Annotated in this window: 22 protein-coding genes; 10 read left to right on the forward strand and 12 right to left on the reverse strand. The window is 67.4% G+C overall.

Going from position 1 to position 26,490, the window contains the following annotated elements; genetic code table 11:
• The first annotated feature begins 83 nt into the window (after positions 1-83).
• From BDO18943_RS28250 to BDO18943_RS28265, 4 genes are read left to right on the forward strand one after another with little or no spacing between them, the layout of a single operon-like run.
• Positions 84-1,136, forward strand: a complete 1,053-nt coding sequence (locus BDO18943_RS28250; RefSeq protein ID WP_175024871.1) for a porin — start codon at positions 84-86, stop codon at positions 1,134-1,136.
• A 10-nt stretch (positions 1,137-1,146) separates the two neighbouring features.
• Positions 1,147-2,469 (forward strand): MFS transporter, encoded by a 1,323-nt coding sequence (locus tag BDO18943_RS28255; protein WP_175024872.1) that lies wholly within the window; start codon positions 1,147-1,149, stop codon positions 2,467-2,469.
• A gap of 38 nt (positions 2,470-2,507) precedes the next feature.
• Complete coding sequence (locus tag BDO18943_RS28260) at positions 2,508-3,662, forward strand: acyl-CoA dehydrogenase family protein (protein ID WP_175024873.1); 1,155 nt, start codon at positions 2,508-2,510, stop codon at positions 3,660-3,662.
• A gap of 33 nt (positions 3,663-3,695) precedes the next feature.
• Positions 3,696-4,634 (forward strand): alpha/beta hydrolase, encoded by a 939-nt coding sequence (locus tag BDO18943_RS28265; protein ID WP_175024874.1) that lies wholly within the window; start codon positions 3,696-3,698, stop codon positions 4,632-4,634.
• A 57-nt stretch (positions 4,635-4,691) separates the two neighbouring features.
• Here BDO18943_RS28265 and prpF read toward each other — a convergent pair whose 3' ends face one another.
• The 4 genes from prpF to prpB form a co-directional block, all read right to left on the reverse strand.
• Complete coding sequence (gene prpF / locus BDO18943_RS28270; RefSeq protein WP_089451639.1) at positions 4,692-5,882, reverse strand: 2-methylaconitate cis-trans isomerase PrpF; 1,191 nt, start codon at positions 5,880-5,882, stop codon at positions 4,692-4,694.
• 26 nt (positions 5,883-5,908) lie between these two features.
• Positions 5,909-8,503 carry a Fe/S-dependent 2-methylisocitrate dehydratase AcnD gene (acnD, locus tag BDO18943_RS28275; RefSeq protein ID WP_175024875.1) on the reverse strand — a complete coding sequence of 865 codons (2,595 nt, stop codon included), beginning with the start codon at positions 8,501-8,503 and terminating at the stop codon, positions 5,909-5,911.
• Positions 8,504-8,579: 76 nt separating this feature from the next.
• A complete protein-coding gene (prpC, locus tag BDO18943_RS28280) occupies positions 8,580-9,752 on the reverse strand; it encodes a bifunctional 2-methylcitrate synthase/citrate synthase (protein ID WP_175024876.1) in 1,173 nt (390 codons plus the stop codon).
• A 166-nt stretch (positions 9,753-9,918) separates the two neighbouring features.
• Positions 9,919-10,812: a methylisocitrate lyase gene (prpB, locus tag BDO18943_RS28285; RefSeq protein WP_175024877.1), complete on the reverse strand. Its 894-nt coding sequence runs from the start codon at positions 10,810-10,812 to the stop codon at positions 9,919-9,921.
• 170 nt (positions 10,813-10,982) lie between these two features.
• Between prpB and prpR the strand changes: the two genes are divergently transcribed.
• Positions 10,983-12,965, forward strand: a complete 1,983-nt coding sequence (prpR, locus tag BDO18943_RS28290; protein WP_175024878.1) for a propionate catabolism operon regulatory protein PrpR — start codon at positions 10,983-10,985, stop codon at positions 12,963-12,965.
• Positions 12,966-12,996: 31 nt separating this feature from the next.
• On the opposite strand, the gene BDO18943_RS28295 is transcribed toward prpR, so the two are convergent.
• Positions 12,997-13,617 carry a CGNR zinc finger domain-containing protein gene (locus BDO18943_RS28295; RefSeq protein WP_407649888.1) on the reverse strand — a complete coding sequence of 207 codons (621 nt, stop codon included), beginning with the start codon at positions 13,615-13,617 and terminating at the stop codon, positions 12,997-12,999.
• Between the two features lie 124 nt (positions 13,618-13,741).
• Here BDO18943_RS28295 and BDO18943_RS28300 point away from each other — a divergent pair, with 124 nt between their 5' ends.
• Positions 13,742-14,125: a VOC family protein gene (locus BDO18943_RS28300; RefSeq protein ID WP_175024879.1), complete on the forward strand. Its 384-nt coding sequence runs from the start codon at positions 13,742-13,744 to the stop codon at positions 14,123-14,125.
• Between the two features lie 112 nt (positions 14,126-14,237).
• Here BDO18943_RS28300 and BDO18943_RS28305 read toward each other — a convergent pair whose 3' ends face one another.
• Positions 14,238-15,086: an ureidoglycolate lyase gene (locus tag BDO18943_RS28305; protein ID WP_175024880.1), complete on the reverse strand. Its 849-nt coding sequence runs from the start codon at positions 15,084-15,086 to the stop codon at positions 14,238-14,240.
• A gap of 664 nt (positions 15,087-15,750) precedes the next feature.
• Between BDO18943_RS28305 and BDO18943_RS28310 the strand changes: the two genes are divergently transcribed.
• Positions 15,751-16,572 carry an IclR family transcriptional regulator gene (locus BDO18943_RS28310; RefSeq protein ID WP_043181176.1) on the forward strand — a complete coding sequence of 274 codons (822 nt, stop codon included), beginning with the start codon at positions 15,751-15,753 and terminating at the stop codon, positions 16,570-16,572.
• 173 nt (positions 16,573-16,745) lie between these two features.
• Complete coding sequence (locus BDO18943_RS28315) at positions 16,746-17,297, forward strand: hypothetical protein (RefSeq protein WP_043181178.1); 552 nt, start codon at positions 16,746-16,748, stop codon at positions 17,295-17,297.
• A 700-nt stretch (positions 17,298-17,997) separates the two neighbouring features.
• On the opposite strand, the gene BDO18943_RS28320 is transcribed toward BDO18943_RS28315, so the two are convergent.
• The 5 genes from BDO18943_RS28320 to BDO18943_RS28340 all read right to left on the reverse strand — a co-directional run bounded on the left by BDO18943_RS28320 (position 17,998) and on the right by BDO18943_RS28340 (position 23,758).
• A complete protein-coding gene (locus tag BDO18943_RS28320; protein WP_175024881.1) occupies positions 17,998-20,355 on the reverse strand; it encodes a GNAT family N-acetyltransferase in 2,358 nt (785 codons plus the stop codon).
• Between the two features lie 605 nt (positions 20,356-20,960).
• Complete coding sequence (locus BDO18943_RS28325) at positions 20,961-21,260, reverse strand: H-NS histone family protein (protein ID WP_043181183.1); 300 nt, start codon at positions 21,258-21,260, stop codon at positions 20,961-20,963.
• A 103-nt stretch (positions 21,261-21,363) separates the two neighbouring features.
• Positions 21,364-21,636 carry a hypothetical protein gene (locus tag BDO18943_RS28330; RefSeq protein WP_175024882.1) on the reverse strand — a complete coding sequence of 91 codons (273 nt, stop codon included), beginning with the start codon at positions 21,634-21,636 and terminating at the stop codon, positions 21,364-21,366.
• Positions 21,637-21,697: 61 nt separating this feature from the next.
• Positions 21,698-22,225 carry a BON domain-containing protein gene (locus BDO18943_RS28335; RefSeq protein WP_175024883.1) on the reverse strand — a complete coding sequence of 176 codons (528 nt, stop codon included), beginning with the start codon at positions 22,223-22,225 and terminating at the stop codon, positions 21,698-21,700.
• Between the two features lie 54 nt (positions 22,226-22,279).
• Positions 22,280-23,758: a sigma-54 interaction domain-containing protein gene (locus BDO18943_RS28340; RefSeq protein WP_175024884.1), complete on the reverse strand. Its 1,479-nt coding sequence runs from the start codon at positions 23,756-23,758 to the stop codon at positions 22,280-22,282.
• Between the two features lie 316 nt (positions 23,759-24,074).
• Between BDO18943_RS28340 and BDO18943_RS28345 the strand changes: the two genes are divergently transcribed.
• Both BDO18943_RS28345 and BDO18943_RS28350 read left to right on the forward strand, forming a co-directional pair.
• Positions 24,075-25,478, forward strand: a complete 1,404-nt coding sequence (locus tag BDO18943_RS28345; protein WP_175024885.1) for a GntP family permease — start codon at positions 24,075-24,077, stop codon at positions 25,476-25,478.
• A 246-nt stretch (positions 25,479-25,724) separates the two neighbouring features.
• Positions 25,725-25,988 carry a DUF4148 domain-containing protein gene (locus BDO18943_RS28350; protein ID WP_175024886.1) on the forward strand — a complete coding sequence of 88 codons (264 nt, stop codon included), beginning with the start codon at positions 25,725-25,727 and terminating at the stop codon, positions 25,986-25,988.
• 68 nt (positions 25,989-26,056) lie between these two features.
• On the opposite strand, the gene BDO18943_RS28355 is transcribed toward BDO18943_RS28350, so the two are convergent.
• A complete protein-coding gene (locus BDO18943_RS28355; RefSeq protein WP_175024887.1) occupies positions 26,057-26,422 on the reverse strand; it encodes a 5-carboxymethyl-2-hydroxymuconate Delta-isomerase in 366 nt (121 codons plus the stop codon).
• Positions 26,423-26,490 lie beyond the last annotated feature (68 nt).

The raw sequence follows: 26,490 nt of genomic DNA on the forward strand, positions 1-26,490 counted from the left end.
CCCGACGCGACACGGCGGCATCACGCGCGCAACCGCTCCCAGAACGCGGGCGCGCGAAAAAAACATGGAACGGAGACACCTTCATGCAACAGAAAGCATTCCTGGTCGGCGCGTGCGTGCTATGCGCCACATCGGCGCACGCGTCGTCGGTCACGCTGTACGGGATCGTCGACAGCTACATCGAATTCGATCGCATCGGCAGCCTGTCGAGCATGCGGCAAAGCGGCAGCGGATCGTCGACGAGCCGGTTCGGGCTGACGGGCGTCGAGGATCTCGGCGGCGGCACATCGACGAAGTTCGTGCTGGAAAGCGGCTTCTCCCCGGCCGACGGGTCGTTCCAGGGCGGCACGCTGTTTTACCGGCAGGCCTATGTCGCGCTGCAGAACACGCGCTACGGCGACCTCCGGCTCGGCCGGCAATACACGCCGTTGTTCTACATCGTCTATGACGGCGATCCGTTCGGGCTCAACGAACGGCTGTCGCCGCTCGCGCTGCTCGCGACGTCGACGGACACGATCACCCCCAACACGACGCCGCCGATTCCGCGCTTCAACCAGGCGGTGTCGTACCTGAGCCCCGACTGGAACGGCCTGCGCGTGATGGCCACGTACGGCTTCCCGACACCGAACGCGCTGTCCACGCAGGCCGGACGCAACTACGGCGCGGGGCTCCAGTACCGGATCGGCGGGCTCTACGTCGGCGCCGGCTTCCAGGGCGACACGTCGGCCGGCAACCTGTCGCCCGTCGTGTCCCCGTCGACGACCCGCCACTACGTGTTCGCGGCCAACTACGCATTCGCCCGCGTCAAGCTGTACGCCGCGTTTCTCTATGGCGTCAGCACGGCGCGCAACCTGCCTGCGTTCTCGACCGCGAGTGCCGGTGCGTCGATCAACGTCGGCGCGCTCGATCGCGTGCTCGTCTCGATCGTACGCCGCGACGTGAAAGGCTCGGCGAACGACGCGACCGCGCTCGGCATCGGGTACGACCACCCGCTGTCGAAGCGGACATCGCTCTACGCACGCTATCTCTACATGAAGAACGGCGGCGACGCCCGCAACACGGTCGTCGCCGGCCTGCAGCCGCAACCGGGCGGCACCGAGCAGGTGTTCGCGCTCGGCCTCGTTCACCGCTTCTGACGGAGTGCTCATGACCCCGACCCTTTCGACCCACCCGGCCACGGTTGACGATGGCGCGACGCCGGCGCTCTACCGCCGGATCTCGCGCCGGCTGCTGCCGTTCCTGATCCTCTGCTACACGCTGTCGTTCATCGACCGGATCAACATCGGCTTCGCGCACGCGCAGATGGCGGCCGAGCTGCACTTCTCCGACGCCGTCTACGGGCTCGGCGCGGGCATCTTCTTCATCGGCTACATGGCGTTCGAGATTCCGAGCAACGCGCTGCTTGCGCGGATCGGCGCGCGCAGGACGATCGCCCGGATCATGGTGCTGTGGGGGCTCGGCTCGGCCGCGACGATGTTCGTCACGACGCCCGCGCAGTTCTACGCGTGCCGCTTCCTGCTGGGTGTGTTCGAGGCCGGCTTCTTCCCCGGCATCCTGTTCTATCTCGGCGCATGGTATCCGCCGAAGCAGCGCGCGAAGGCGTTCGCGCTCTTCATGACCGCGCTGTACCTCGCGGGGATGATCGCCGGCCCCGCGTCGGGCGCGATCCTGTCGTACTTCGACGGCGCCGCGGGCCTGAGCGGATGGCAATGGCTGTTCCTCGTGGAAGGACTGCCGAGCAGCGTGCTCGGCTTCGTCGCGCTGCGGTTTCTCGACGACCGGCCGGACGACGCACGCTGGCTGTCGGACGCCGACAAGGCCGCGCTGCACGCCGCGCACACGCAGGCCGAAGCCGGCACGCCGGAGGCGAACATGGCCCGCCCGCTGCTCGCGCACCGCGATTTCTGGCTGCTGTGCACGACCAATTTCGCGATCGCGGCCGCCGGCTATGCGCTGGTGTTCTGGATGCCCGTGATTCTTCATCGCGGCGGCCTGCATGGCGCGATGCAGATCGGGCTGCTGTCCGCGCTGCCCTACCTGTGCGGCATCGTCGGCATGCTCGGGATGGGCTGGCGCACCGAACACCGGCGCGAATGGCGCGGGCACGGCGCCTTCGCGATGATCGCGTGCGCGGCGGCGCTCGCCGGGTTGGCGCGCGTCACCGGCACGACACACATGATGATCGCCCTCTGCGTCGCGGTCGCGACGCACGCCGCAACGTTACCGGCGTTCTGGGTGCTGCCGGGGCTCGCGCTGCCGAAGCGCTCGATGGCGGTCGCGATCGCGGCGATCACGATGTCCGGCGCGATCGGCGGGTTCGCGAGCCCGTTCCTGATGGGCGTGCTCAACACGGCCACCGGATCGATGCGCGGCGGACTCTATTTCAACGCCGCGCTGCTCGCAGCCGGCGCCATCGCGTTGCTGTTCACGCTGCGCGCCCGCGCATCGTCTCGTCCGGACGCGGGCTGACCGCGTCGGCCTTTCCTCCCTCACTCTCATCGACTCTCATGAATTTCGAACTCGAACTCGACCACCGGATGATCCGGGACCTCGTCGCACGCTTCGTGAAAGACGAACTGATTCCACTCGAAGCGGCCGTGATGGCGCGCGAGGCCGACGGCCAGCGCTTCGGGCTGCTCGACGACGAGCGCGCGCACCTCGACGAGCGCTCGCGGCAGCTCGGCCTGTGGGGGCTCGACGCGCCGCTCGATGCAGGCGGCGCCGACCTGCCGGCGGTCGCGATGGTCGGCGTGAACGAAGCGATCGGCACGACCGTGACCCCGTACATCCTGCCGCCGGACTCGCCGAACCTGCGGATGCTGTGCGAAGTGGCCGACGACGCGCAGCGCGCGCGCTATCTCGATCCGTACGCACGCGGCGTCACGCGTGCCGCGATGGCGATCTCCGAGCCGGGCGCCGGCTCGGATCCGGGCACGTTGTCCACAACGGCCGTGCGTGACGGCGACAGCTGGGTGCTGAACGGCCGCAAGATCTGGATCAGCCATGCGACCGAAGCCGACTGGACGATCGTGATGGCGCTCACCGATCGAAGCAAGGGCAAGCGCGGCGGCATGTCGGCGTTCATCGTCGACCGCGATACGCCGGGCTTCATCATCGAACGCCGGATCCCGATGATCGGCGGGCTGTCCACGTATGAAATCGTGCTGGAGCACTGCCGCATTCCCGCCGCGCAACTGCTGGGCCGGGAAGGCGCCGGTTTCGCGCCGATGCAGGCACGGCTCGCGAACCGGCGGCTGGAGATGGCCGCCTGGTGCATCGGCCGCGCCGAGCGCGCGGTCGCGATGCTGTGCGACCATGCGAAGCAGCGCACGACCTTCGGTGTGCCGCTCGCGGAACGCCAGGCTGTCCAGTGGTGGGTCGCCGACGCGCTCACGCAGATCCACGCGTGCCGCCTCATGACCTACGAAGCGGCCGCGCGCGTGGATGCCGGGCAGGACGCGCGCACGCAGATCTCGATGGTCAAGGTATTCGCGACCGAAATGGCATCGAGCGTCATCGATCATGCGATGCAGACGCTCGGCGCGATGGGCATGACGAAGGAAATGCCGTTACAGCAGATGGCCAGCGAAGCGCGGTTGATGCGCATCTTCGAGGGCCCGACCGAGGTACACCGTTGGGTCGTCGCGCGCAGCGTGCTGTGATCGCGCGGCCCACTGTCACGATGGAGCCATGCGTTGGATACCCTGCATCTCGTCGATCCTGAAATCCGCCCGCTGCTCGCTGCCTGGCCGACCGTCACGCTCAGCACCGACAACCTCGCGCAGTCGCGCGAACGCGTGCTGCCGCTGCCGCCGCCCGACCTCGCCGGCAGTACGCTCGAACGCCGCACAGTGCCCGGCCCCGCCGGTGCGCCGGACGTCCCGGTCCTCGTCTATCTGCCCGAGGCCGGCGCACGCCCGCTCCCGGCGATCGTCCACATGCACGGCGGCGGTTACGTGCGCGGCGCGGCAAAGGATCTCGAGGCAGTGCACCGGTCGCTCGTGACGCAGCTCGGCTGCGCGCTGATCTCGATCGACTACCGCCTCGCGCCGGAAACCGTGTTTCCCGGCGCGATCGAGGACTGCTACGCGGTGCTCGCGTGGGTCTTCCGCCACGCCGATGCACTCGGCATCGACGCAGCGCGGATCGGCGTGGCAGGCGAAAGCGCAGGTGGCGGGCTCGCCGCCGCGCTGGCGCTGCTGACACGCGACCGCGGCGAATACCCGCTCGCGTTCCAGCACCTGATCTATCCGATGCTCGACGATCGCACCTGCACGCGCACGCCGCATCCGCACGCCGGCGAGTTCGTCTGGCATGCGGCCAACAACCGGTTCGGCTGGAGCGCGTTGCTCGGTCATGCGCCGGGCCTCGACGGCGTGTCGCCGTACGCCGCCGCCGCACGCGCCACGCGGCTCGACGGCCTGCCGCCCGCGTTCCTGTCGGTCGGCTCGCTCGACCTGTTCCTCGACGAAAATCTCGACTACGCGCAGCGCCTGCTTCGCGCGGGCGTGCCGACCGAACTGCACGTGCTCCCCGGCGGCGTGCACGGTTTCGACATCGTGCCCGGCGCGCGCGTGTCCGAAACGGCGCGTCGCCTCAGCCACGATGCACTGCGCCGGTTCCTGCACGGATGACAAAAACGACGCGGGCGGCCGAAGCCGCCCGCATCCGTACCGCTCAACCGGCAACGCTCAGAACGCGTCGCCCGGCACGCGCACCCAGCCTTCCATCAGCACGCGTGCGCTGCGGCTCATGATCGCCTTGGTGACGGTCCACTCGCCGTTTTCGAGCTGCGCTTCCGCGCCGACGCGCAGCGTGCCCGACGGATGCCCGAAGCGCACCGCGTTGCGTGCGCCGCCGCCCGCCGCCAGGTTGACGAGCGTGCCGGGGATCGCCGCGGCCGTGCCGATCGCGACCGCCGCCGTGCCCATCATCGCGTGGTGCAGCTTGCCCATCGACATCGCGCGTACCAGCAGGTCGACGTCGCCCGCATTCACGCGCTTGCCGCTCGACGCGACGTAATCGGCCGGCTTCGCGACGAACGCGATCTTCGGCGTGTGCTGCCGCGTCGCGATTTCATCGAGCGTGTCGATCAGCCCCATGCGCAGCGCGCCGTGCGCACGAATCGTCTCGAACTTCTCGAGCGCCTTCGCATCGCCGTTGATCGCGTCCTGCAGCTCGGTACCCGTGTAGCCGATCGCTTCCGCTTCGACGAAGATCGTCGGGATCCCCGCGTTGATCATCGTCGCCTTCAGCGTACCGACGCCCGGCACCGCGAGATCGTCGACGAGGTTGCCGGTCGGGAACATCGACCCGCCCGCGCCTTCTTCCTCGGCGGCCGGATCCATGAATTCGAGCTGCACTTCGGCGGCCGGGAACGTGACGCCGTCCAGCTCGAAGTCGCCCGTTTCCTGCACCGCGCCGTTCGTCACCGGCACATGCGCGACGATCGTCTTGCCGATGTTCGCCTGCCAGATCCGCACGGTCGCGACGCCGTCGCGCGGCACGCGCGCCGGATCGACGAGCCCGCCGCTGATCGCGAACGGGCCGACCGCCGCCGACAGGTTGCCGCAGTTGCCGGTCCAGTCGACGAACGCCTTGTCGATCGACACCTGACCGAACAGGTAGTCGACGTCGTGGCCGGGCCGCGCGCTCTTCGACACGATCACCGTCTTGCTGGTGGACGACGTCGCGCCGCCCATCCCGTCGATCTGCTTGCCGTACGGATCGGGGCTGCCGATCACGCGCAGCAGCAGCGCGTCGCGCGCGGCGCCCGGCGCCTGCGCGGCGTCCGGCAGGTCCTGCAGCCGGAAGAACACGCCCTTGCTGGTGCCACCGCGGATATAGGTCGCGGGAATCCTGATTTGAGGAGTGTGAGCCATGTGTGCGTTATCCCTGTGTGACTCGATCAAGCCGCCTGCGACGATTCGAGGAAGTCCTGCGCGAAGCGCTGCAGCACGCCGCCCGCCTCGTAGATCGACACTTCCTCGGCCGTATCGAGCCGGCACGTCATCGGCACCTCGACGCGCTCGCCGTTCATGCGGTGAATGACGAGCGTCAGGTCGGCACGCGGCGTACGCTCGCCGATCACGTCGAAGGTCTCGGTGCCGTCGATGCCGAGCGTCGTCCGGTTGGTACCCGGCTTGAACTCGAGCGGCAGCACGCCCATCCCGATCAGGTTCGTGCGGTGGATCCGCTCGAAGCCTTCGGCGGCGATCGCCTCGACACCCGCGAGCCGCACGCCCTTCGCGGCCCAGTCGCGCGACGAGCCCTGGCCGTAGTCGGCGCCGGCCACGACGATCAGCGGCTGCTTGCGATTCATGTACGTCTCGATCGCTTCCCACATCCGCATGACCTTGCCTTCCGGCTCGACGCGCGCGAGCGAGCCCTTCTTCACCGCGCCGTCGACGATCGCCATCTCGTTGATCAGCGTCGGGTTCGCGAAGGTCGCGCGCTGCGCGGTCAGGTGGTCTCCCCGGTGCGTCGCGTACGAGTTGAAGTCTTCTTCCGGCAGGCCCATCTTCGCCAGGTATTCGCCGGCCGCGCTGTCCAGCAGAATCGCGTTCGACGGCGACAGGTGGTCGGTCGTGATGTTGTCGCCGAGCACCGCGAGCGGACGCATGCCCTGCAGCGTGCGCTCGCCGGCCAGCGCGCCTTCCCAGTACGGCGGACGGCGGATGTACGTGCTCTGCGCGCGCCAGTCGTACAGCGGCGCCGCGCGCTCGCCCGCATCGGCGCTACGCGCGAACATCGGCTCGTAGACCTTGCGGAACTGCTCGGGCTTCACGCTCGATGCGACGATCGCATCGATCTCCTCGTCGGTCGGCCAGATGTCCTTCAGCGTGACGGGCTGGCCGTTCTGGTCGTGGCCCAGCACGTCCTTCTCGATGTCGAAGCGGATCGTGCCGGCGATCGCATACGCGACGACCAGCGGCGGCGACGCGAGGAACGCCTGCTTCGCATACGGGTGGATGCGGCCGTCGAAGTTGCGGTTGCCGGACAGCACGGCCGTCGCGTACAGGTCGCGATCGACGATCTCCTGCTGGATCTTCGGGTCGAGCGCGCCCGACATCCCGTTGCAGGTCGTGCACGCGAACGCGACGATGCCGAAGCCGAGCTTCTCGAGTTCGGGCAGCAGGTTCGCTTCTTCCAGATACAGCTCGACCGCCTTCGAGCCGGGCGCGAGCGAGCTCTTCACCCACGGCTTGCGCGTGAGGCCGCGCGCATTCGCGTTACGCGCGAGCAAGGCCGCGGCAATCACGTTGCGCGGGTTGCTGGTGTTCGTACAGCTCGTGATCGCGGCGATGATTACCGCGCCGTCGGGCATCTCGCCCGCTTTCTCTTCCCACTGGCCGGCAATCCCGCGCGCGGCGAGGTCGGACGTCGGCAGCCGCTTGTGCGGGTTCGACGGGCCGGCCATGTTGCGCACGACGCTCGACAGGTCGAACGTCAGCGTGCGCTCGTACTGCGCGTTGGCGAGCGTATCGGCCCACAGGCCCGCCACCTTCGCGTAGGTCTCGACGAGCTTCACCTGCTCGTCGCTGCGGCCGGTGAGGCGCAGGTAGTCGGTCGTCTGGCCGTCGATGAAGAACATCGCGGCCGTTGCGCCGTATTCGGGCGCCATGTTCGAGATCGTCGCGCGATCGCCGAGCGTGAGGCTCGCCGCGCCCGGGCCACGGAATTCCAGATACGCGCCGACCACCTTTTCCTTGCGCAGGAACTCGGTCAGTGCGAGCACGACGTCGGTCGCGGTGATGCCGGGCTGACGCTTGCCGGTCAGCTCGACGCCGACGATGTCGGGCAGGCGCATCCACGATGCGCGGCCGAGCATCACGTTCTCCGCTTCGAGGCCGCCGACGCCGATCGCGATCACGCCGAGCGCGTCGACGTGCGGCGTGTGGCTGTCGGTGCCGACGCAGGTGTCCGGATACGCGACGCCGTCTTGCGCCTGGATCACCGGCGACATCTTCTCGAGGTTGATCTGGTGCATGATGCCGTTGCCCGGCGGGATCACGTCGACGTTCTCGAACGCCTTCTTCGTCCACTCGATGAAGTGGAAGCGATCCTCGTTGCGGCGATCCTCGATCGCGCGGTTCTTCGCGAACGCGTCCGGATCGAAGCCGCCGCATTCGACGGCGAGCGAGTGGTCGACGATCAGCTGCACGGGCACGACCGGGTTGACCTTCGCCGGGTCGCCGCCGCCGTCGGCGATCGCATCGCGCAGGCCGGCGAGATCGACGAGCGCGGTCTGCCCGAGGATGTCGTGACACACGACACGCGCCGGGAACCACGGGAAATCACGTTCGCGCTTGCGCTCGATGATCTGCTTCAGCGAATCGGCAAGGATCGCCGGATCGCAGCGGCGCACGAGGTTTTCGGCGAGCACGCGCGATGTGTACGGCAGCGTGTCGTAGGCGCCGGGCGCGATCGCTTCGACCGCGGCGCGCGCGTCGAAATAGTCCAGCGACGTGCCGGGCAGGGGTTTGCGGTTGGCGGTATTCATGGTGTGGGGAACTCGGGTATGGCGTCCGGCGCACGCCGGCCCCGTCACGCGGGAGGCCGGTGTGCACGGTGGGCGATCAGCGCTTCTCGATCGGCACGAACTGCAGGTCTTCCGGGCCCGTGTAGTTCGCGCTCGGGCGGATGATCTTGTTGTCGATGCGTTGCTCGATGATGTGCGCGCTCCAGCCCGACGTGCGCGAGATCACGAACAGCGGCGTGAACATCGCGGTCGGCACGCCCATCATGTGATACGACACCGCGCTGAACCAGTCGAGGTTCGGGAACATCTTCTTCGCTTCCCACATCACCGATTCGAGGCGCTCGGCGATGTTGTACAGCTTCAGGTCGCCCGCTTCCTTAGACAGCTTGTGCGCGACGCCCTTGATCACCTTGTTGCGCGGATCGGAGATCGTGTAGACCGGGTGGCCGAAGCCGATCACGACTTCCTTGTTCTCGACGCGGCGGCGGATGTCGGCTTCGGCGTCGTCCGGCGAGCTGTAGCGGCTCTGGATCTCATATGCGACTTCGTTCGCGCCGCCATGCTTCGGCCCGCGCAGCGCGCCGATCGCGCCGGTGATCGCCGAGTAGATGTCCGAGCCCGTGCCCGCGATCACGCGGCCGGTGAACGTCGACGCGTTGAATTCGTGCTCTGCGTACAGGATCAGCGACGTGTGCATCGCTTCGACCCACGACTTCGACGGCGTCTTGCCGTGCAGCAGGTGCAGGAAGTGGCCGCCGATCGAGTCGTCGTCGGTTTCCGTCTCGATGCGCTTGCCGTTGTGCGAGAAGTGATACCAGTACAGCAGCATCGAGCCGAGCGATGCCATCAGGCGGTCGGCGATGTCGCGCGCGCCCGGCAGGTTGTGGTCGTCCTTCTCCGGCAGCACGGTGCCGAGCACCGACACGCCCGTGCGCATCACGTCCATCGGGTGCGCGGACGCCGGGATCTGCTCGAGCACCGCCTTCAGCGCGTTCGGCAGGCCGCGCAGTGCGCGCAGCTTCGTCTTGTAGGCGGCCAGTTCGGTCAGGTTCGGCAGCGTGCCGTGAACGAGCAGGTGCGCGATTTCCTCGAATTCGCACGATTCGGCGACGTCGAGAATGTCGTAGCCGCGATAGTGCAGGTCGTTGCCGGTCTTGCCGACCGTGCACAGCGCCGTGTTGCCGGCCGTCACGCCCGACAGCGCCACCGACTTCTTCGGCTTGAATGCGCCTGCGGCGGCCGGTGCTGCTGCGTCTTTCGTCTCGCTCATGTTTCTGCTCTCCAATGTGTATCGGGGGTATCAGCTGTCGGCCGGACTTGGCGCTTCAGCGCTTAGTGCGGCCCCATGCTTCGCGGTCGGCCGGACTTGGCGCTTCAGCGCCTGGTCCCGGCCCCATGCAAAACGCTCCGGAATCGAATCCCGGCGCGCGGGCACGTTACTTCTTGCCCTGCGCGAACAGCTCGTCGAGCTTGCGCTCGTATTCGTGGTAACCGAGGAAGTCATACAGCTCGGCGCGCGTCTGCATCGTCGGCACGGCGGCCTTCTGCGTGCCGTCGCGGCGCAGCGTCTCGTAGAAGTTCAGCGCGGCCTTGTTCATCGCGCGATAGGCGCCGCAGCAGTACAGCGCGATGTCGACGTTCGCCTCGCGCAGCTCGTCGAGCGTGAACAGCGGCGTCGAGCCGAATTCGGTCAGGTTCGCGAGGATCGGCACCTTCACGGCTGACTTGAAGCGGCGGTAGTCATCGAGCGACTTCATCGCTTCCGGGAAGATCATGTCCGCGCCGGCTTCGACGTAAGCCACTGCGCGCTCGATCGCCGAGTCGATCCCTTCGGCGGCCGCGGCGTCGGTACGCGCCATGATCACGAACTGGTCGTCGGTACGCGCATCGACCGCGGCCTTGACGCGATCGACCATTTCTTCGACCGGCACGACTTCCTTGCCCGGACGGTGGCCGCAGCGCTTCTGGCCGACCTGGTCTTCCAGGTGCACGGCCGCGACGCCGGCCTTGATGAACGAGCGCACCGTGCGCGCGATGTTGAACGCGCCGCCCCAGCCGGTATCGATGTCGACCAGCAGCGGCAGGTCGGTTGCGTTGGTGATCCGGTTCGCGTCGATCAGCACGTCTTCCATCGTGCTGATGCCGAGGTCGGGGATCCCGAGCGAGTTCGCGGCGACGCCGCCACCCGAGAGATACACGGCCTTGAAGCCGACGGCCTGTGCCATCTTGGCTGCGTACGCGGTGATCGCGCCCACTACCTGCAGCGGCTGCTCCGCCGCGACTGCCGCGCGGAATTTCGCGCCGGCGCTCTGAAGATGCGTATTGCTCATGAACGGCCTCCTGAAGGAACGACCATTAACAGCAAGGACCGGGCCAGCTCGCACAACGTCGCTAACCCACTGATTCTTAAGCAACCGGCCCGGGCGCCGCACTGTCCGGTGATTTCAATTCAGCAATTTCAAGTTTCAAAAATGAAATCGCACGCGCATAATCGACCGTCATGGACCTCTCCTCGACCAAACCCGTCGGCCCGGCCGATCGCGCGGCGCGCCCGCGCATCTGGGCGATGGGCATCAGCCGCCTGCGCGACCTCTTTCGCGAGATCGCCGGCGAATTCGACGAACGCGCCGACGTGCGCATCGTCACGCGCGCCTATGAGGATGCGCTCAGCGCGATCGCCGAGGCCGGCACCGCGCGGCCCGACGTGATCGTCGCGGCCGGCTCGAACGGCGGCTTCCTGAAGACGCGTGCGCAGGTGCCGGTGGTGGTCGTGTCGCCGACCGGCTTCGACGTGATGCAGGCGCTCGCGCGCGCCCGGCGCGACGCGTCGCGGATCGCGCTCGTCAGCGCCGGGGAAACGCCGCCCGAAGTGCGCCGCTTCGTCGCCGCGTACGGCCTCGACGTGCAGTTTGCGTCATATCAGTCCGCGCAGGAAGCGGAAGCCTGCGTGCACGAGCTGCGCGACCGCGGCATCGAGACGATCGTCGGCCCCGGCCTCGTCACCGATCTCGCGGCCGGCGCCGGCATGGGCGCGGTGTTCCTGTATTCGCACGCATCGGTGCGCAAGGCCGTCGATACGGCGCTCGAAGTCGCATATGCGACGCATGCCGAGGCATTCCGCCGCCAGCGGCTCGACAACCTGCTCCAGCACCTGCGCGACGGCGTGGTCGCACTCGACGCGCGCGGCCGCGTGGAAGCGATCAACGAACGGCTCGCGTCGGCGCTCGGGGTCGAACCCGCGGCGGCCGTCGGCCGCGCGCTCGTCGACCTGCGGCCCGAGCTGCGCACGCTGCGCGGCGAGGACGGCGACGCGCTCGCCACCGTGCGCGGCGTGCGCTATGTCGTGCATCGCGGGCCGCTCGTCGATCGCGGCGTCACGTCGGGCAGCGTGCTGACGTTCCAGGAATCGCGCGCGGTCGAACGGCTCGACCGCGCGTTGCGTTCGCAGCCCACCACGCAGCAGTTCGCGGCGCGCTACGCGCTCGACGACGTGGTTGGCGCGTCGGCGCCGATGGCGCGCGTGCGCGATCTCGTGCGCCGCTACGCGAAATCCGACGCGACCGTGCTCGTGCTCGGCGAGAGCGGCACCGGCAAGGAGATGATCGCTCAGAGCCTGCACGCGCTGTCCGCGCGGCGCAGCTACCCGTTCGTCGCGGTCAACTGCGGCGCGTTCCCGGAAGCGCTGCTCGAGAGCGAGTTGTTCGGCTATGAGGAAGGCGCGTTCACGGGCGCGCGGCGCGGCGGCAAGACCGGCCTGTTCGAAGCCGCGCACCGCGGCACGCTGTTTCTCGACGAGATCGGCGAGATGCCGCCGTCGCTGCAGAGCCGGCTGCTGCGGGTGCTGCAGGAGCGCGAGGTGATCCGCCTCGGCTCGACCGAGCCGATCCGCATCGACGTGCGCGTGATCGCCGCGACGCACCGTCCACTGCTCGCGGCCGTCGAGGCCGGCACGTTCCGCGCGGATCTCTACTACCGGCTCAACATCCTGAACGTCGGCCTGCCGCCGCTGCGCGAGCGCGCAGCCGACATCCCGGCGCTCGCCGCCACGCTGCTCGTGCAGGCCGCACGACGCGAACCGCGCCTCGCCGAACGCCTGCGCGACGCCGCCGATGCCGCGCGCGTGCTCGGCACGACACAGGCTGCGCTTGCGCGCTACCGGTGGCCCGGCAACGTGCGCGAGCTGCAGAACGTGATCGAGCGGATCGCGGTGGAGCTGGCCGAGGAAGTCGACGAAAGCGACCCGGCCGCCGCGTGCGGCGCGCTCGATCCCGGCGCGCTACAGGCGATCGCGCCCGAGCTGTTCGCAGTGCCCCCCGACACGGCCGACGCCGACGATGCGCAGACACTGCAAGCGCGCCGCCGTCGCGCGGAAGCCGACGAGATCCGCGCGGTACTCGATGCATGCGGCGGCGACCGCGACCGCGCGTGCGCGATGCTCGGCATCAGCAAGACGACGCTGTGGCGGAAGTTGTCGGTGAAGTAGGTCGGGCGCTGCGCTGTGAACGAGCCGACCGTCAGCCGGCCTTGTGATAGTGGCGGTACGCCTTCGCGCGATTGCCACACGACGACATCGAACACCAGCGGCGGCTGCCGTTCTTGCTGTCGTCGATGAACAACCACTGGCAGGCGTCGTTCGCGCAACGCTTGACCTTCGCGAGCCGCGCACCGCCGAGCAGGTCGATCGCCGACCACAGTACCGGGCTCAGCAGCCCGGCCAGCGTCGCACGCCCCTCCCCGACCCGCCACGCATAGCCGCCATCGATGCGCGCCAGCGCGACGCGCGGCGCCGCTTCCGCCAGAAAACCGCCCAGCAGGGCAAGATCGTCGGCCTGCGGCTCGCGCTGCTCGGCCTGCGCATGAAAAAGACGGTACAGCGCCTCGCGCAATGCGAGCGCGCGCGCCAGCATCGCCGGCCCACCCTCCTCTTCGCCGCGCGCGCGGCACACTTCCGCCAGGCCGGCCGGCACGCCGGCCTGCTCGTGACACCACGCCAGCAGGTCGTCCATCGTGCCGAAGGTTTCCGTCGGCGGGTCGCTGCCACGCCAATACAGCGTGTTCGCGAAATCGATGCTCAGGGTTTCGGGCGGCGCCGGAATCAGGCAGTCCATCGTGACGGAAGGTTGCGTATCGCTCATGCCCGGATCGTATCTAACCAGCATGCCGGTTGACAAGCCCGCAGGCACTTTCTAACATAACCAGCATGGTGGTTAAAACAACGTTGCCGCACCGAAGTCCCCTCTCAGTCCAAGGAGCCAACAGATGATCGATCACCTTTCGTTCGGCGTTGCACACATCGGCCGCAGCCGGACGTTCTACGACAGCACGCTCGGCGCGCTCGGCTACAAACGGCTATACAGCGACGACGGCTCCATCGGGTACGGCACGACCGAGCCGGAGCTGTGGTTGCAGCACGCGGCTCGCCCCATCGCCGCCGATCCCGATTCGGGGCTGCACCTGTCGTTCAAGGCCGCGTCGCCGGTCGAAGTCGACGCGTTCTACCGTGCCGCGCTCGAGCACGGCGGCCACGACAACGGCGGGCCGGGCAAGCGCGAACACTATGGCCCTGGCTACTACGCGGCATTCGTCGTCGATCCCGACGGGTATCGGCTGGAAGCGCACTGCGAACTCGACAACGTCGTCTGATCCGGCCCGCGTACCAACGCCAAGGGCCCGATTCCGCGCAATGCGGAAGCGGGCCCTTGCCTTTGAATCATCGGTATCCGGCGGTCGTTCAACGGGATCGCCGGATGCGCGGTTACCGCGCGTCGCGCGTGTGCTGCAGTTGCTCGCCGAGTCCTTCGACACCGAGCCGCACCATCTGGCCGGCCTTGAGGAATACCGGCGACGGCTTGATGCCCATGCCGACGCCCGGCGGCGTGCCGGTCGTGATCACGTCGCCCGGCTGCAGCGTCATGCAGCGCGACAGATAGGCGATCAGCTGCGCGACGGTGAACACCATCGTGCGCGTGTTGCCGCTCTGATAGCGGTGGCCGTCGATTTCGAGCCACAGGTCGAGACGCTGCGGATCGGGCACCTCGTCGCGCGTGACGAGCCACGGGCCGATCGGGCCGAACGTGTCGAAACCCTTGCCCTTGTCCCACTGGCCGCCGCGCTCGATCTGCCATTCACGCTCGGACACGTCGTTGACGACGCAGTAGCCCGCGACGTAATCGAGCGCGCGCGCTTCGTCGACGTCCTTGCAGGCCGCGCCGATCACGACGCCCAGCTCGACTTCCCAGTCGGTCTTGACCGACCCTTTCGGGATGTCGATTCCGTCGTTAGGGCCGCAGATCGAGCTCGTCCACTTGCCGAACACGACCGGCTCCTTAGGCACCGGCATGCCGGCTTCGGCCGCGTGATCGGCATAGTTCAGGCCGATGCCGATGAACTTGCCGACATGCCCGACGCACGCGCCGATGCGCGGCTCGCCTGACACCAGCGGCAGCGTGGCCGGATCGATCGCGCGCAGCCGCGCGAGACCCGCGTCGGACAGCACATCGCCGGACAGGTCCGGCACATGTGCGGACAGGTCGCGAATCCGGCCGTCCGCGTCGAGAATACCGGGCTTTTCCTGGCCGGACGGGCCATAGCGAAGCAGTTTCATCGTGCTCAACCTCTGTTGTCGAATGGGACAGGATACCGGCTGACGCGGCCCTTCACGGCCACGCGCCGGACTGATTGTCGATCGTCGATTGCGCGCGTCGGCGCCGCATCCGGCATGCCGTTCGACGCGCGAGGGTCGCGCGGGCGCAGCGATCGTGGCGCCGCACGTAAGTACGGCGCACATCGAACGGGCAGCCGCCGGTCTGCGCATCGGCGACGACGGCCCGGCACCCGCGACATGGTCCGGCCCGTACCGGCCGGCTTCACGCGCGGCCGCACCGTCGCTGGCCCGCCAGCCTTTGTACCATCGGCCGCGCGCCGTGAAATGACCCGCGACGGATACCGACTATTGGTGCGCCCGCCGACGCTGCGGCGCAGCATCGGGGCCCGAGCGGCCCCTCGATTGCCTTTCAAACGCCTTGAACCCGTGCCACCTGTCATGAATACCGGGTATTCGGGGCTTCCCTGTCATCCTGAAAGGGAATCGATCCGTTCTTGTCCGGTAACGATCGGTAAAAAGACGCTGCATTGCACACTAAATGTTTGTTGTTAAGCTCAAACGGATGGCGTTCGTCGCCACACGCGGGCTCGACACAAGCGTGTTGCAGAATCGGTCAGCGTGCGTCGCCAATCGATCGAAAGTCACCCCCAACTCCACACCGACAATGCAAACAACCAACGACCTGATTCCCGGCTGCGACGCTCGGGAATCGATGGGCGCAATCGACCGCTATCGCGCACCCGCGCTCGATAAGGGTCTCGATATTCTCGAACTCCTGTCGGAGCAGAAAGAAGGCCTTACCCGCACCGAAATCACGAAGGAACTCGGCCGCAACGCGAGCGAGATCTACCGGATGCTCGAGCGCCTCGTCGCACGCCGCTACGTGATGCGCTCGACCGGCGGCGACCGCTACACGCTCAGCCTCAAGCTGTTCTCGCTCGCGCATCGGCATCCGCCGATGAGCCGGCTGATCGCCGAAGCCTTGCCGCCGATGCAGCGCTTCGCCGACGCCTCCGAACAATCGTGCCACCTGTCCGTCTACGATCGCGGCAACCTGCTCGTGATCGCGCAGGTCGACGGCCCCGGCTCGTGGGGCGTGTCGGTCCGGCTCGGCTCGCGCGTCGGGCTCGCCGATACGGCATCGGGGCGCGTGATGCTGTCGTTCCAGGGCGCCGAGCATCGCGCGCACATGCTCGCCGAGCACCGCAAGGTCAAAGGCGAAGCGCCGCTGAACGAGCAGGAACTCGCGTATGCGTGCCAGTCCATCCGGCAGACCGGCTACCTGCGCCAGGACAGCCGCCAGGCCTACGGCGTGACCGACCTGACCGCGCCGATCCTCGGGCCGTCCGGCCATGCGATCGCGGTGCTGACGTGCCCGTACATGCGCCGGATCGATGCGCACATGGCGCCGTCCGTCGACACGGTCGTCGAAGGGTTGCGCGACACGGCCGCCCTTCTGTCGATGTGCCGCGACGAGACCTGCTGACGCGCAGGCTCGGCGGAGCGCACCGGGTACGGCGCCATTGCGCCGGCCCCGGTCGCCCACAACATCTCTGCGGAGCGCGACGCACGGTGCCATATCGTGCGTCCACGGCGCTACGCTAAAATAGCGGCCCTCTCAAAAACTACGGCGGCCGGTTGTCGCGGCCGTCGTGTCCGATGGATGTCATGGCCAAACTTCTGAACGATCAAGAATTCCAGCGTTTCTCCGAACTTCAGCAGAAGCAGGCAAGCTTCACGATCACGCCCGAAGAGGCGGACGAGCTGCGCGATATCGTCGCGCGCGCACAGAAGAAGCGCGACGATCGTGCCACCGCAATGCAGGCGATCGAGAACTACATCGAGCAGTTCGACATCACGCCCGACGAACTCTTCTCGCCCGAGCAGATCGGCGACGCGGCCCGCACCTACGGGCTCATCACCGCGACCAAGAAGGAACGCACGCTGCCGCCGTCGATCACGTTCAATGGCAAGCCGTACCAGTGGACCAAGACGCTTCCGGACGACGTGCGCGGCGCGCTGTTCGAAGCGTTCACGTCCGGCGAATCGGTCAAGCGCTTCATCGCAATGCCCAAGGACACCGCGCGCTGTGCACTGACGATCGCCCGCCTCGAGCGCGAAACCGGCGCCGTCTATGCCGATCCGCACCTCGAGGAACTCGCGATTTCGCGCGATCAGGTGAACGACGCGGCGACGAAACTCGCTGCCTGAAGGTAGCCGCGGGCACGGTTCATGCGTGCCCGCCCCCTGCGTGACGCCGGCCTTGGCCGGCACTGCGCCTGTGGGAGCCGTGCATCCGGGCGCTCCCGAAAAGTCTCACCTTGGTATCCCGCAGGCACTCACCTGTGCCTCCCGAAAAACCTCACCAAGGCTCCTGGAAACCCTCACCCAAGCCTCCCGGATGTCCTCACCGACACTTCCCGCAGCCCCTCACCGATACGCCCCGGAAAGGCTCACCGACGCCTCCTGCAGAGTCTCACCGGCCACTCCCGTAGAGTCTCACCAGCCACTCCCGTAGAGGCTCACCGGCTACTCCCGGGAAGGCTCACCAAGCGCTCCCGTATCGGCTCACCTCGACCTTCCCGAAGAAGCTCACCAGCGGATCCCGAAAAGTCTCACCTATTGGGAAAATTCGAATTTTCGAGGCTGAAATGCGGCGGTCAATGCGTGTAGACACCTTGCAGAAAACAGTGGCGCGGGATGGATATCGCGGCAAGCGGCACGCGTCTCGCAACGCCATATGAGCGTCGGTATTACCGTTGCGAACAGGCGCCGACACGTTCGTGGTTGCTCCGCTCGCGAGACACGTTCAAATGCTCTGCATTCCTTATCGATAATATCCGCAACATGCCGGGAAGCCAGAGACGTCCACGACATGCAACGTCTCCGTGCGTCGGATCGCCGGCAGACGCTACGGCTGCAGCTTCATCCGGAAGCCCACGACGCCGGGCTCCTCCGTCGTCGACACAGCAAAACCGCACGACTTCGCAAGCGAGATCATCGCCGAGTTCTCGCGCAGCGCCTCGCCGATCATCCATGCGGTTCCGCGCGAGCGCGCATAGTCGATGATCCGGGCCATCATCAGCCGGCCAAGGCCCTTGCCCTTCTGATCGGGTCGTACCGCGATCGCGAACTCCGCCGTCTCGTTGTCGGGATCCGCAACCGCGCGTGCTACCGCAAGCGTGTGATCCCGCCCGGACACATCGGTGAACGACACGATAAAGGCCATCTCACGGTCGTAATCGATCTGCGTCATGCGCGCCACCTGCGAATGATCGAAGCTGCGCACCGCGCCGAAGAAACGCATCCGCAGATCGTCCGGCGTCATCGCGCCGAGCAGTTCATTGTGCGCAGCCTCGTCTTCGGGACGGATCGGGCGGATCGTCACAGTCTCGCCGCGCCACTCGAGCGTCTGTTCGAGGTGGCGCGGATACGGCATGATCGCGAGCCGGCTGCGCCCCGCGGCCAGCGTGACGCGCGGCGCAATCACGTGCGCGCGGTCGGACCGCACGCGCAGCGTGACCGACATCGCAACGACTTCGCGCACGTCGCAGACGACCTGCGACAGCGCCGTCAACGCGTCGAGCGTCGGCTCGATGGGTGTGCTGCGCGCATACGGCGAGCGCTCCATCACCGCACGAGCGAGCACGGTGTTCAGCGGCGGCAGGCCATAGACGACGAACGGCGCCGATACGCCGTCCGCAGGCGGCACGGCATAGCGAAACACCGGGCCGAAGTTCGAATCGTCGTACATGTCGACCGTGACATCGACGACTTTCGTGCCGGCCGGCTCGACGGCCGGCTCACCCTGCAGGCCGAAATGCGACAGCCAGCGCACCGCGGCTTCGCCAGTCAGCTCATGCTGGCCCGCTTCGACCATCCGGCGCGCCTCGGCCTGTGCGGATGCCACACACTCGGCCGGCTGTGGCAGCGTACCCTCGGGCGTTTGCATCAGCAGTTGCCGCCCGAGGCTGTAGTCGACGAGACGCGCATATGCGCGTGCGAGCCGCTGCGGCGTGGTGTGCACGGGAATGCCGTTCGCGTGAAGGGCATCGCGCGTCGCGGCATCGACCGCGCCGAAGAAACACGCGAGGATGCCGCGATGCGCATGCTGCCGCGCTTCGATCAGCGTGTGCGCAACCGCATCGGCCGGCGCACTGTGGGAGGTCGAATGGACGACGAACAGCGTGCCTGTTTGCGGGAACGGCGCGAGCGCCTTGATCGCCGCAGCAAAATGCTCGGGGCGCGCATCGTCGCCCAGTGTCAGCGGATTGCCGGGCGACGCGAGATGCGGCAGCGCAGCCGACACGGCCGACGTGGCCGCGGGTGACCAGTCGGCCAGCACGTCACGCACCTCGGCCACCGCATCGACCGCGAGTTTCGCGACGCCCGCATCGCTCGTCACCAGCGTGGCCGCGCCGCGCGCGGTGACGCGGCCGACGCCGAGCGTCTCGATCTCGTCGAGCAGATCGTCGAGCGCATCGACACGCACCATCCCCGCGCGCTGGAACGCCGCCGTATAGAGCGCGTCGCCGGGATCCGCGCGACCGGTGCGCAATGCGAGCACCGGCTTGTTGCGCGCGGCCGCGCGCGCGGCCGACATGAACTTGCGCGCGGCGCGCACGGTATCGAGTTCGAGCAGGATCGCGCGCGTGCCGGGATCGCTCGCGAGATAGTCGAGCACGTCGCCCGCATCGACGTCGGACTCGCCACCGAGCGCGACGACATGCGAAAAGCCGAGGCCCCGCGCGTCGGCCCAGCCGAGCACCGCGTTCGTCAGCGCATTCGATTGCGACACCCACGCGACGCCGCCCGATCGCACCGTATAGGCCGGAGCACCGAAATGCGCATGCCGCGCAGGCGACAGCACGCCGAGACTGCCCGGCCCGACGATACGAAGCACGAACGGCTTCGCCGCCTTCAGCGTGCGATCGAGCGCGGCGCGATCGGCGTCCGTGCGCGCCTCGCCGACGATCACCGCGACGCGCGTGCCGAGCTCGCCGAGCTTGCGCACGATGCCGGCCCAGGTCGCGGGCGGCGTACAGATCACCGCAACCGACGGCGGCGCGGGCAACCGGTCGACATCGGAAACGACCGCATGCCCGTGCAGGTCACGATACTTCGGATTGACGGGCCACACGGGCCCCTGGAATGCACCGTCGAGCACGCGCGACCACACCATCGCGCCGATACTGCCCACGCGCGACGACGCGCCGACGACCGCAACGGACTTGGGCTGGAACAACGCATCGAGATGGCGAACGGTCACATCGGCTCCCTGCGGTAACGATAGACGACTCGATCGGCGTGCGGCACGCACCGCGCCATACGCCGATCGACGCGAACCCCAAGCATAGGCGAAGCGCATGCGGCTGCCTATATGCCGAACGGCCGACTATTCGACACGCATCAACGCTCGCACCATGAGCCTGCAACACGAGCACGGCCCGCCATCGCCGCGCACCGGCCGAGCCCATTCGCTCGGCGCACCCGGTGCCGGCATGCGGTGCGACGCCGCGTCCGCTTCGTCAAAGGTGAGGATTTACAGGAGCTATGGTGAGTATCTTCGGGAATTGCACGGCGCCATCCACAAACATGCGAGCGGTGATCGGAATTCGCGGCACGCGTGCACCGCGAGAATGGCGCTGGCCGATGCGCATAGGCTGCGCAATTGCAGGTCTGTTTACGGGAATTCGCCGCGATATGCGGTCGAATCGCGGCGAATTCGCAAAACGGGATCCGTTAATTGCGCGGCGTCGCAGTTCAATACGCCAGCGGGAATCACGCCGGGAATGCACAAAAACAAAACGGTGCGACGGCCGTAAGGCCATTCGCACCGTCAGTCAGCACGCGAAAGGTGAGGTTTTTCGGGAGTCAGTCCTTGATCAGGAAACGCTCGCGATTCTTGCCGAGCCACGCCGGCGCCCGCCCGCGGCCACTCCAGGTTTCGCCCGTCTTCGGGTTCTGGTATTTCGGCGGCGACGTCCGCTTCGGCTTCGCTGTGGCAGCGGCTCCCCCTACCGGGCGAAACCCGAGCTCTTCCGGCGTAATGTCGTATTCCTCGATTTTCGCGCGGATATCGGCAATCGCATCGGCAATCGCCTTTTCGCGCTCCTTGTCGATCTTTTGCTGAAGCCGTTCGAGCTGCACGGTCAGTTGCCTGTAGGTCGCCATATGGATGGGACTCCGTGAGGGTTATTCGTGAAAAATAAATGACGCTCAGCCAACAGAAAAGCGCTTCGCCCGATCGTGGTCTCCTCAGCCGGTTATCTCGGGATCAATAACCGCTTTTCTTCTTGCACGCGAAGAGAAGATTTCGCGTTGTGTCATCACTCGATTGCTGAAGCACGTCGAAATCCCCGTTGCAGATCGCCCGGGCGTTGTCCGTGCAATTGCTCCAGTCGCGGCCGGTGCATTGCACCTGCGTAGTCGGACGCCCGTCCGAGGTGAACAGTGGCGCGGCGCCGCCGCACCCGCCGAGCCCTGCAACCAGAGCCAACACGACGGCCGCCCGAGGCCGCCGACAGACCGACGCAAGCATGTGTTTCATTGTTCTTCCCGTCAACCCTTTTTTGAATGTCGCGAGTATGCCATGCGCGGCCCTTCCACCGTCAGTCCGGCGTGCGGCCGGGTTGCCCGCGCGCCTTGTACGGCAAGCGCTTGCGCGGATCGTCGGTGATGCGAACGAATACCTGCTCGACGTCCGGAAGCACCTCGAGTTCGCGTTGCAACGCCTGCCGATCGAACGCCGTATCCGCACATCCTTCGACGTAAATGAAACGCCGCTGCACGGTGATCCACAGGCTCGTGCCATGCAGCCGATCGGAGCCGGCGAAGTGCGCCTTCACCGCGTCGGCGATCGGTGCGTCATACATATACGAGTTCGGCTTCGAGCAGCGGTGCGCGAGCCAGCAGGTGGTGCCGCGTTCCGCGCGGTAATGCGCATCGTCCGTCATCTCGGCCCGGGTCATCCACGGGCCGAGCGGCAACGGGCATTCGGCCACGTCCTGCGACAGCGCGATAAATGGATCGTTGTACCAGTTGCGCCGCGCCTCGGGCGCGTCGACGTCGCCCGACTGCGCGAGCACAGTGGTCGCCAGCATCATCGCCAGCCACCCTGCGATGCCGATCCGCTTCATCGTGATCTCCTGTTCGATGCGTCACGTCCGACCGCGCCGGCTTTGCCGATCGGCCTACCGGTCGATGCCCAGCGCCGCCAGCTTCTTGTACAGCGTCGCGCGGCCGATCCCGATGCGCGCCGCCGCTTCCACCACCTTCCCGTCGCAGGCCGCCAGCGCATCGGTCAGGAACTGGCGCTCCCACGCTGCCAACGCATCCGCATACGAAGCGGCCGGCGCAGCAGGCACCTCGCCCGCCCGCCGCTCGGCCGGCGATACGGCCGCCCGCTGCGCCGATGCTGCGCCGTCCGTCGATACGCGCACCGGCCCAAGGAACGGCGCGAGCGCACGCGCATCGATCACCGACCGGTCCGACAGCATCAGCGCGCGTTCGAGCGTATTGCGCAACTCGCGCACGTTGCCGGGCCACGGATACGCACAGAGCATCCGCAGCGCATCGTCGGTCAGCTCGCAATGGGCGGCGCGGCCGTGCTGCGCGGCCAGTTCCTCGAGCGTCGCGTAGACGAGCGCCGCGATGTCGGACGCGCGCTCGCGCAGCGGCGGCGCGTGGATCGTCAGCACGTTCAGCCGGTAATAGAGATCCGCGCGGAAACGCCCGGCCGCGACCAGCGCCGGCAGGTCGGCGCTCGTGGCAGCGATGATCCGGACGTCCGCACGCACGATCCGGTTCGAGCCGACCGGCTCGAATTCCTTGTCCTGCAGCACGCGCAGCAGCTTGCCCTGCAGCGGCAGCGGCATGTCGCCGATCTCGTCGAGAAACAGCGTGCCGCGATCGGCCAGCTCGAACTTGCCGACGCGCCCCTTGCGATCGGCGCCCGTGTACGCACCGGGCGCGGCGCCGAAGAATTCGGTTTCGAGCAGCGTGTCGGGAATCGCGGCGACGTTGACGGTCACGAGCGGCTGGAGTGCACGCGCCGACGCCGCATGGATCGCATGCGCGAGCAGTTCCTTGCCGGTGCCCGTCTCGCCGAGCAGCAGCACCGGCGAATCGACCTGCGCGGCGCGGCGCGCCTGGCGCTTGGTTTCGAGGCTCGCGGCGCTCGTGCCGACGAAGCTCGCGAACGTGTATTTCGCGCGACGCGCCTGCGCGAGCGAACGCTGCGTCGCGATCAGTTGCTGCTGAAGCTGTGCATAACGGGAAAAAATCGGCGTGAGCGTCTTCAACTGATCGAACAGCGCGAAGCCGATCGCGCCGACCGTTTCGCCGGCCTCGTTCTTCAGCGGCAGGCGCGTGACGACGAGCGGCTCGCGGCCTGTCTCCATGATGTCGAGCAGGATTGGCTGCCCGGTCGACACGACCTCGCGCATCAGGCTGTTCGGGATCACCGCCTCGCAGTCGAGGCCGACGGCCTGCTGCGGATCCGCGAAACCGAAACGCGCCGCGTACCGTTCGTTCATCCACACGACGCGCGCATCGCGATCGACGACCACCGTGCCCGCGCTCGAATCCTCGAAGGTCCGGAACAGCGACTCGGCGGCGCGCCGCAGCACGTCGCCGTAGTTGACGGGCAGGCGGGCCCAATCGTTCATCATCGTGTCTTCGTCTCCGTGTATTTTCGACCGGTTGTCTCCGGATCGAGACGGATTATCTCACTTCGGAGACACGCCCCAATGCGTTGTCCGGGAAAGCCCTGCCCGATTCCACGGGCTGGCCGGATGGCCATTTCGTCTCCGGATCGAGACGTTTTATGTAGAATCGTCAGACAACGACCGGCGCGGGCCCGCCGGTCTCCGGCGGACCCACGTCCGGCGGCGCAATCCGGCCGATGGCACGAAACCTGCACGAACCTGAGCCGGTCCGCGGCGCGTCGCGCGATCGAACAACAACCAAAGCCATTAGGAGACTCCCTTGTCTTTCGTGATCGTCCTCGCCGCGCTGGCGTTCCTGATGTTTGCCGCGTATCGCGGCTACAGCGTGATCCTGTTCGCGCCGATCGCCGCGCTCGGCGCGGTGCTCCTGACCGACCCCGCCGCCGTCGCCCCGGTCTTCTCCGGCATCTTCATGGAGAAGATGGTCGGCTTCGTCAAACTGTATTTCCCGGTGTTCATGCTCGGCGCGGTATTCGGCAAGGTGATCGAACTCTCCGGGTTCTCCGAGTCGATCGTCCATGCGGCCATCCGCTACATCGGCCGCTCGCGTGCGAATGCGGTGATCGTCGCGGTGTGCGCGCTACTCACCTATGGCGGCGTGTCGCTGTTCGTCGTGGTGTTCGCGGTCTATCCGTTCGCGGCCGAACTCTATCGCCAGAGCAACATTCCGAAACGATTGATGCCCGGCGCGATCGCGCTCGGCGCGTTCTCGTTCACGATGGATTCGCTGCCCGGCACGCCGCAGATCCAGAACATCATCCCGACCACGTTCTTCAAGACGACCGCGTGGGCCGCGCCCGCACTCGGCACGATCGGCTCGCTGTTCATCATCGTCGTCGGCCTCAGCTATCTGGAATGGCGCCGCCGCTCGGCGATGGCGAAGGGAGAAGGCTACGGCACGTCACTCGTCAACGAGCCGGAGCGCGTCGAGACGACGTCGCTGCCGAATCCGGCACTCGCGATCCTGCCGCTGATCCTCGTCGGCGTGTCGAACTTCGCGTTCACGAAGCTGATCCCGCAGTGGTATGGCGCCGCGTCGTACACGGTCGCGCCGGACGTGCTGCCGGGCGTGCATGCGCCCGTCACGGCATCGATCAAGACGGTCGTCGCGATCTGGTCGGTCGAGGCCGCGCTGCTGCTCGGCATCGTGCTGGTGGTGCTGACCGCGTTCAAGCGCGTCAGCGATCGCTTCGCGGCCGGCTCGAAGGCCGCCGTCGGCGGCGCGCTGCTCGCCGCGATGAACACCGCGTCGGAATACGGCTTCGGTGGCGTGATCGCCGCACTGCCGGGCTTCCTGGTCGTGGGCGATGCGCTGAAGAGCATTCCGAACCCGCTCGTCAACGCGGCCGTGTCGGTCAGCTCGCTCGCCGGCATCACGGGCTCGGCGTCGGGCGGCATGAGCATCGCGCTCGCCGCAATGTCGGACCTGTTCGTCAAGGGTGCGCAGGCCGCCAATATCCCGCTGGACGTGCTGCACCGGGTCGTCGCGATGGCGAGCGGCGGCATGGACACGCTGCCGCACAACGGCGCGGTGATCACGCTGCTCGCGGTCACGGGCCTCACGCACCGCGAGTCGTATCGCGACATCTTCGCGGTCACAGTCATCAAGACGCTCGCCGTGTTCTTCGTGATCGCCGTGTACTACACGACGGGGCTCGTGTAACACCCTCCGCGGAGGCCCGTCTCAGGGCCGCCGCCCGCCGGCCGCGTCGATGCGGCCGGTTCCTCCCCGCTCCTCCCCTTTTTGCCGGGCGCCGTTCAGGCACGCTCGACGGCTCGCTCATTGTTGTCTTCCGCAGAACACTACGTTGGGCGTAGCGGCATTTTTCGCGAGTCGGGCGAGGCCTACACTGGTTTCGACGGTCACCGTGTGCGATCGGCACCGTCGAAAACATGGAGGTATCCGCTCATGAACCCGCTGATCCGCACGATCGCCCTCGCGGCCGCATTCGCCGCTCCCGTCGCCGCGCAGGCGCAAGCCAACTCGCCGCTCACGCGCGCCGAAGTTCATTCAGAAGTGGTTGCACTGAAAAAGGCCGGCTTTCAGCCGAGCGACTGGTTCTACCCTGCCAGCATTCAAGCCGCCGAAGCGAAGATCGCCCGGCAACAGGGCGCGCCGCAGGCCACAGGCGCCGGATACGGTCATCGCGGCGCGTACGCCACGGGCCAATAGTCGAGTTTCGAACCCGTGAACCGCGCTCGCGTCAGCGCCGCGTTCCCGGCCCGCGCAGCGCGCACCGGTCAGCGCGGCTCGATGCTCGCTTTCGCGTAGGACTCGCGCTCCAGCTCCAGTATTTCCGCGCACAGTTGCAGGTGCGTGCCTAGCGGCGCGACGACGTGCCGCTTCAGTTCCGCCAGCACCTGCTCCGAGAATTCGCGCTTGACGTCAGTCGTCCGGCCGCTCAGCACCGCGAGCTTCGCATGGACGAACGCGCGCGGCGCCGGCGACGTGCCGACCGCGAAGGTATCGAACCGCAGCGCGCGGCTCTTGATGTCGAGCTCGTCGAAATGGCCGGACGCGGCCAGGACGGCATTGAGCGCACGCAAGGTCGCGCCGGCGTCGAACCCGTCGAGGTTCGCGGAATATTCGAGCGTCAGATGGGGCATGGTGTCGGTGGCCTCGTTGGTATCGGGAAAAGCGCCGGCCGGCATCCCGAAAGCGCACGCGGTGCCAC

Source organism: Burkholderia aenigmatica (assembly GCF_902499175.1).
Classification (GTDB): Bacteria; Pseudomonadota; Gammaproteobacteria; order Burkholderiales; family Burkholderiaceae; genus Burkholderia; species Burkholderia aenigmatica.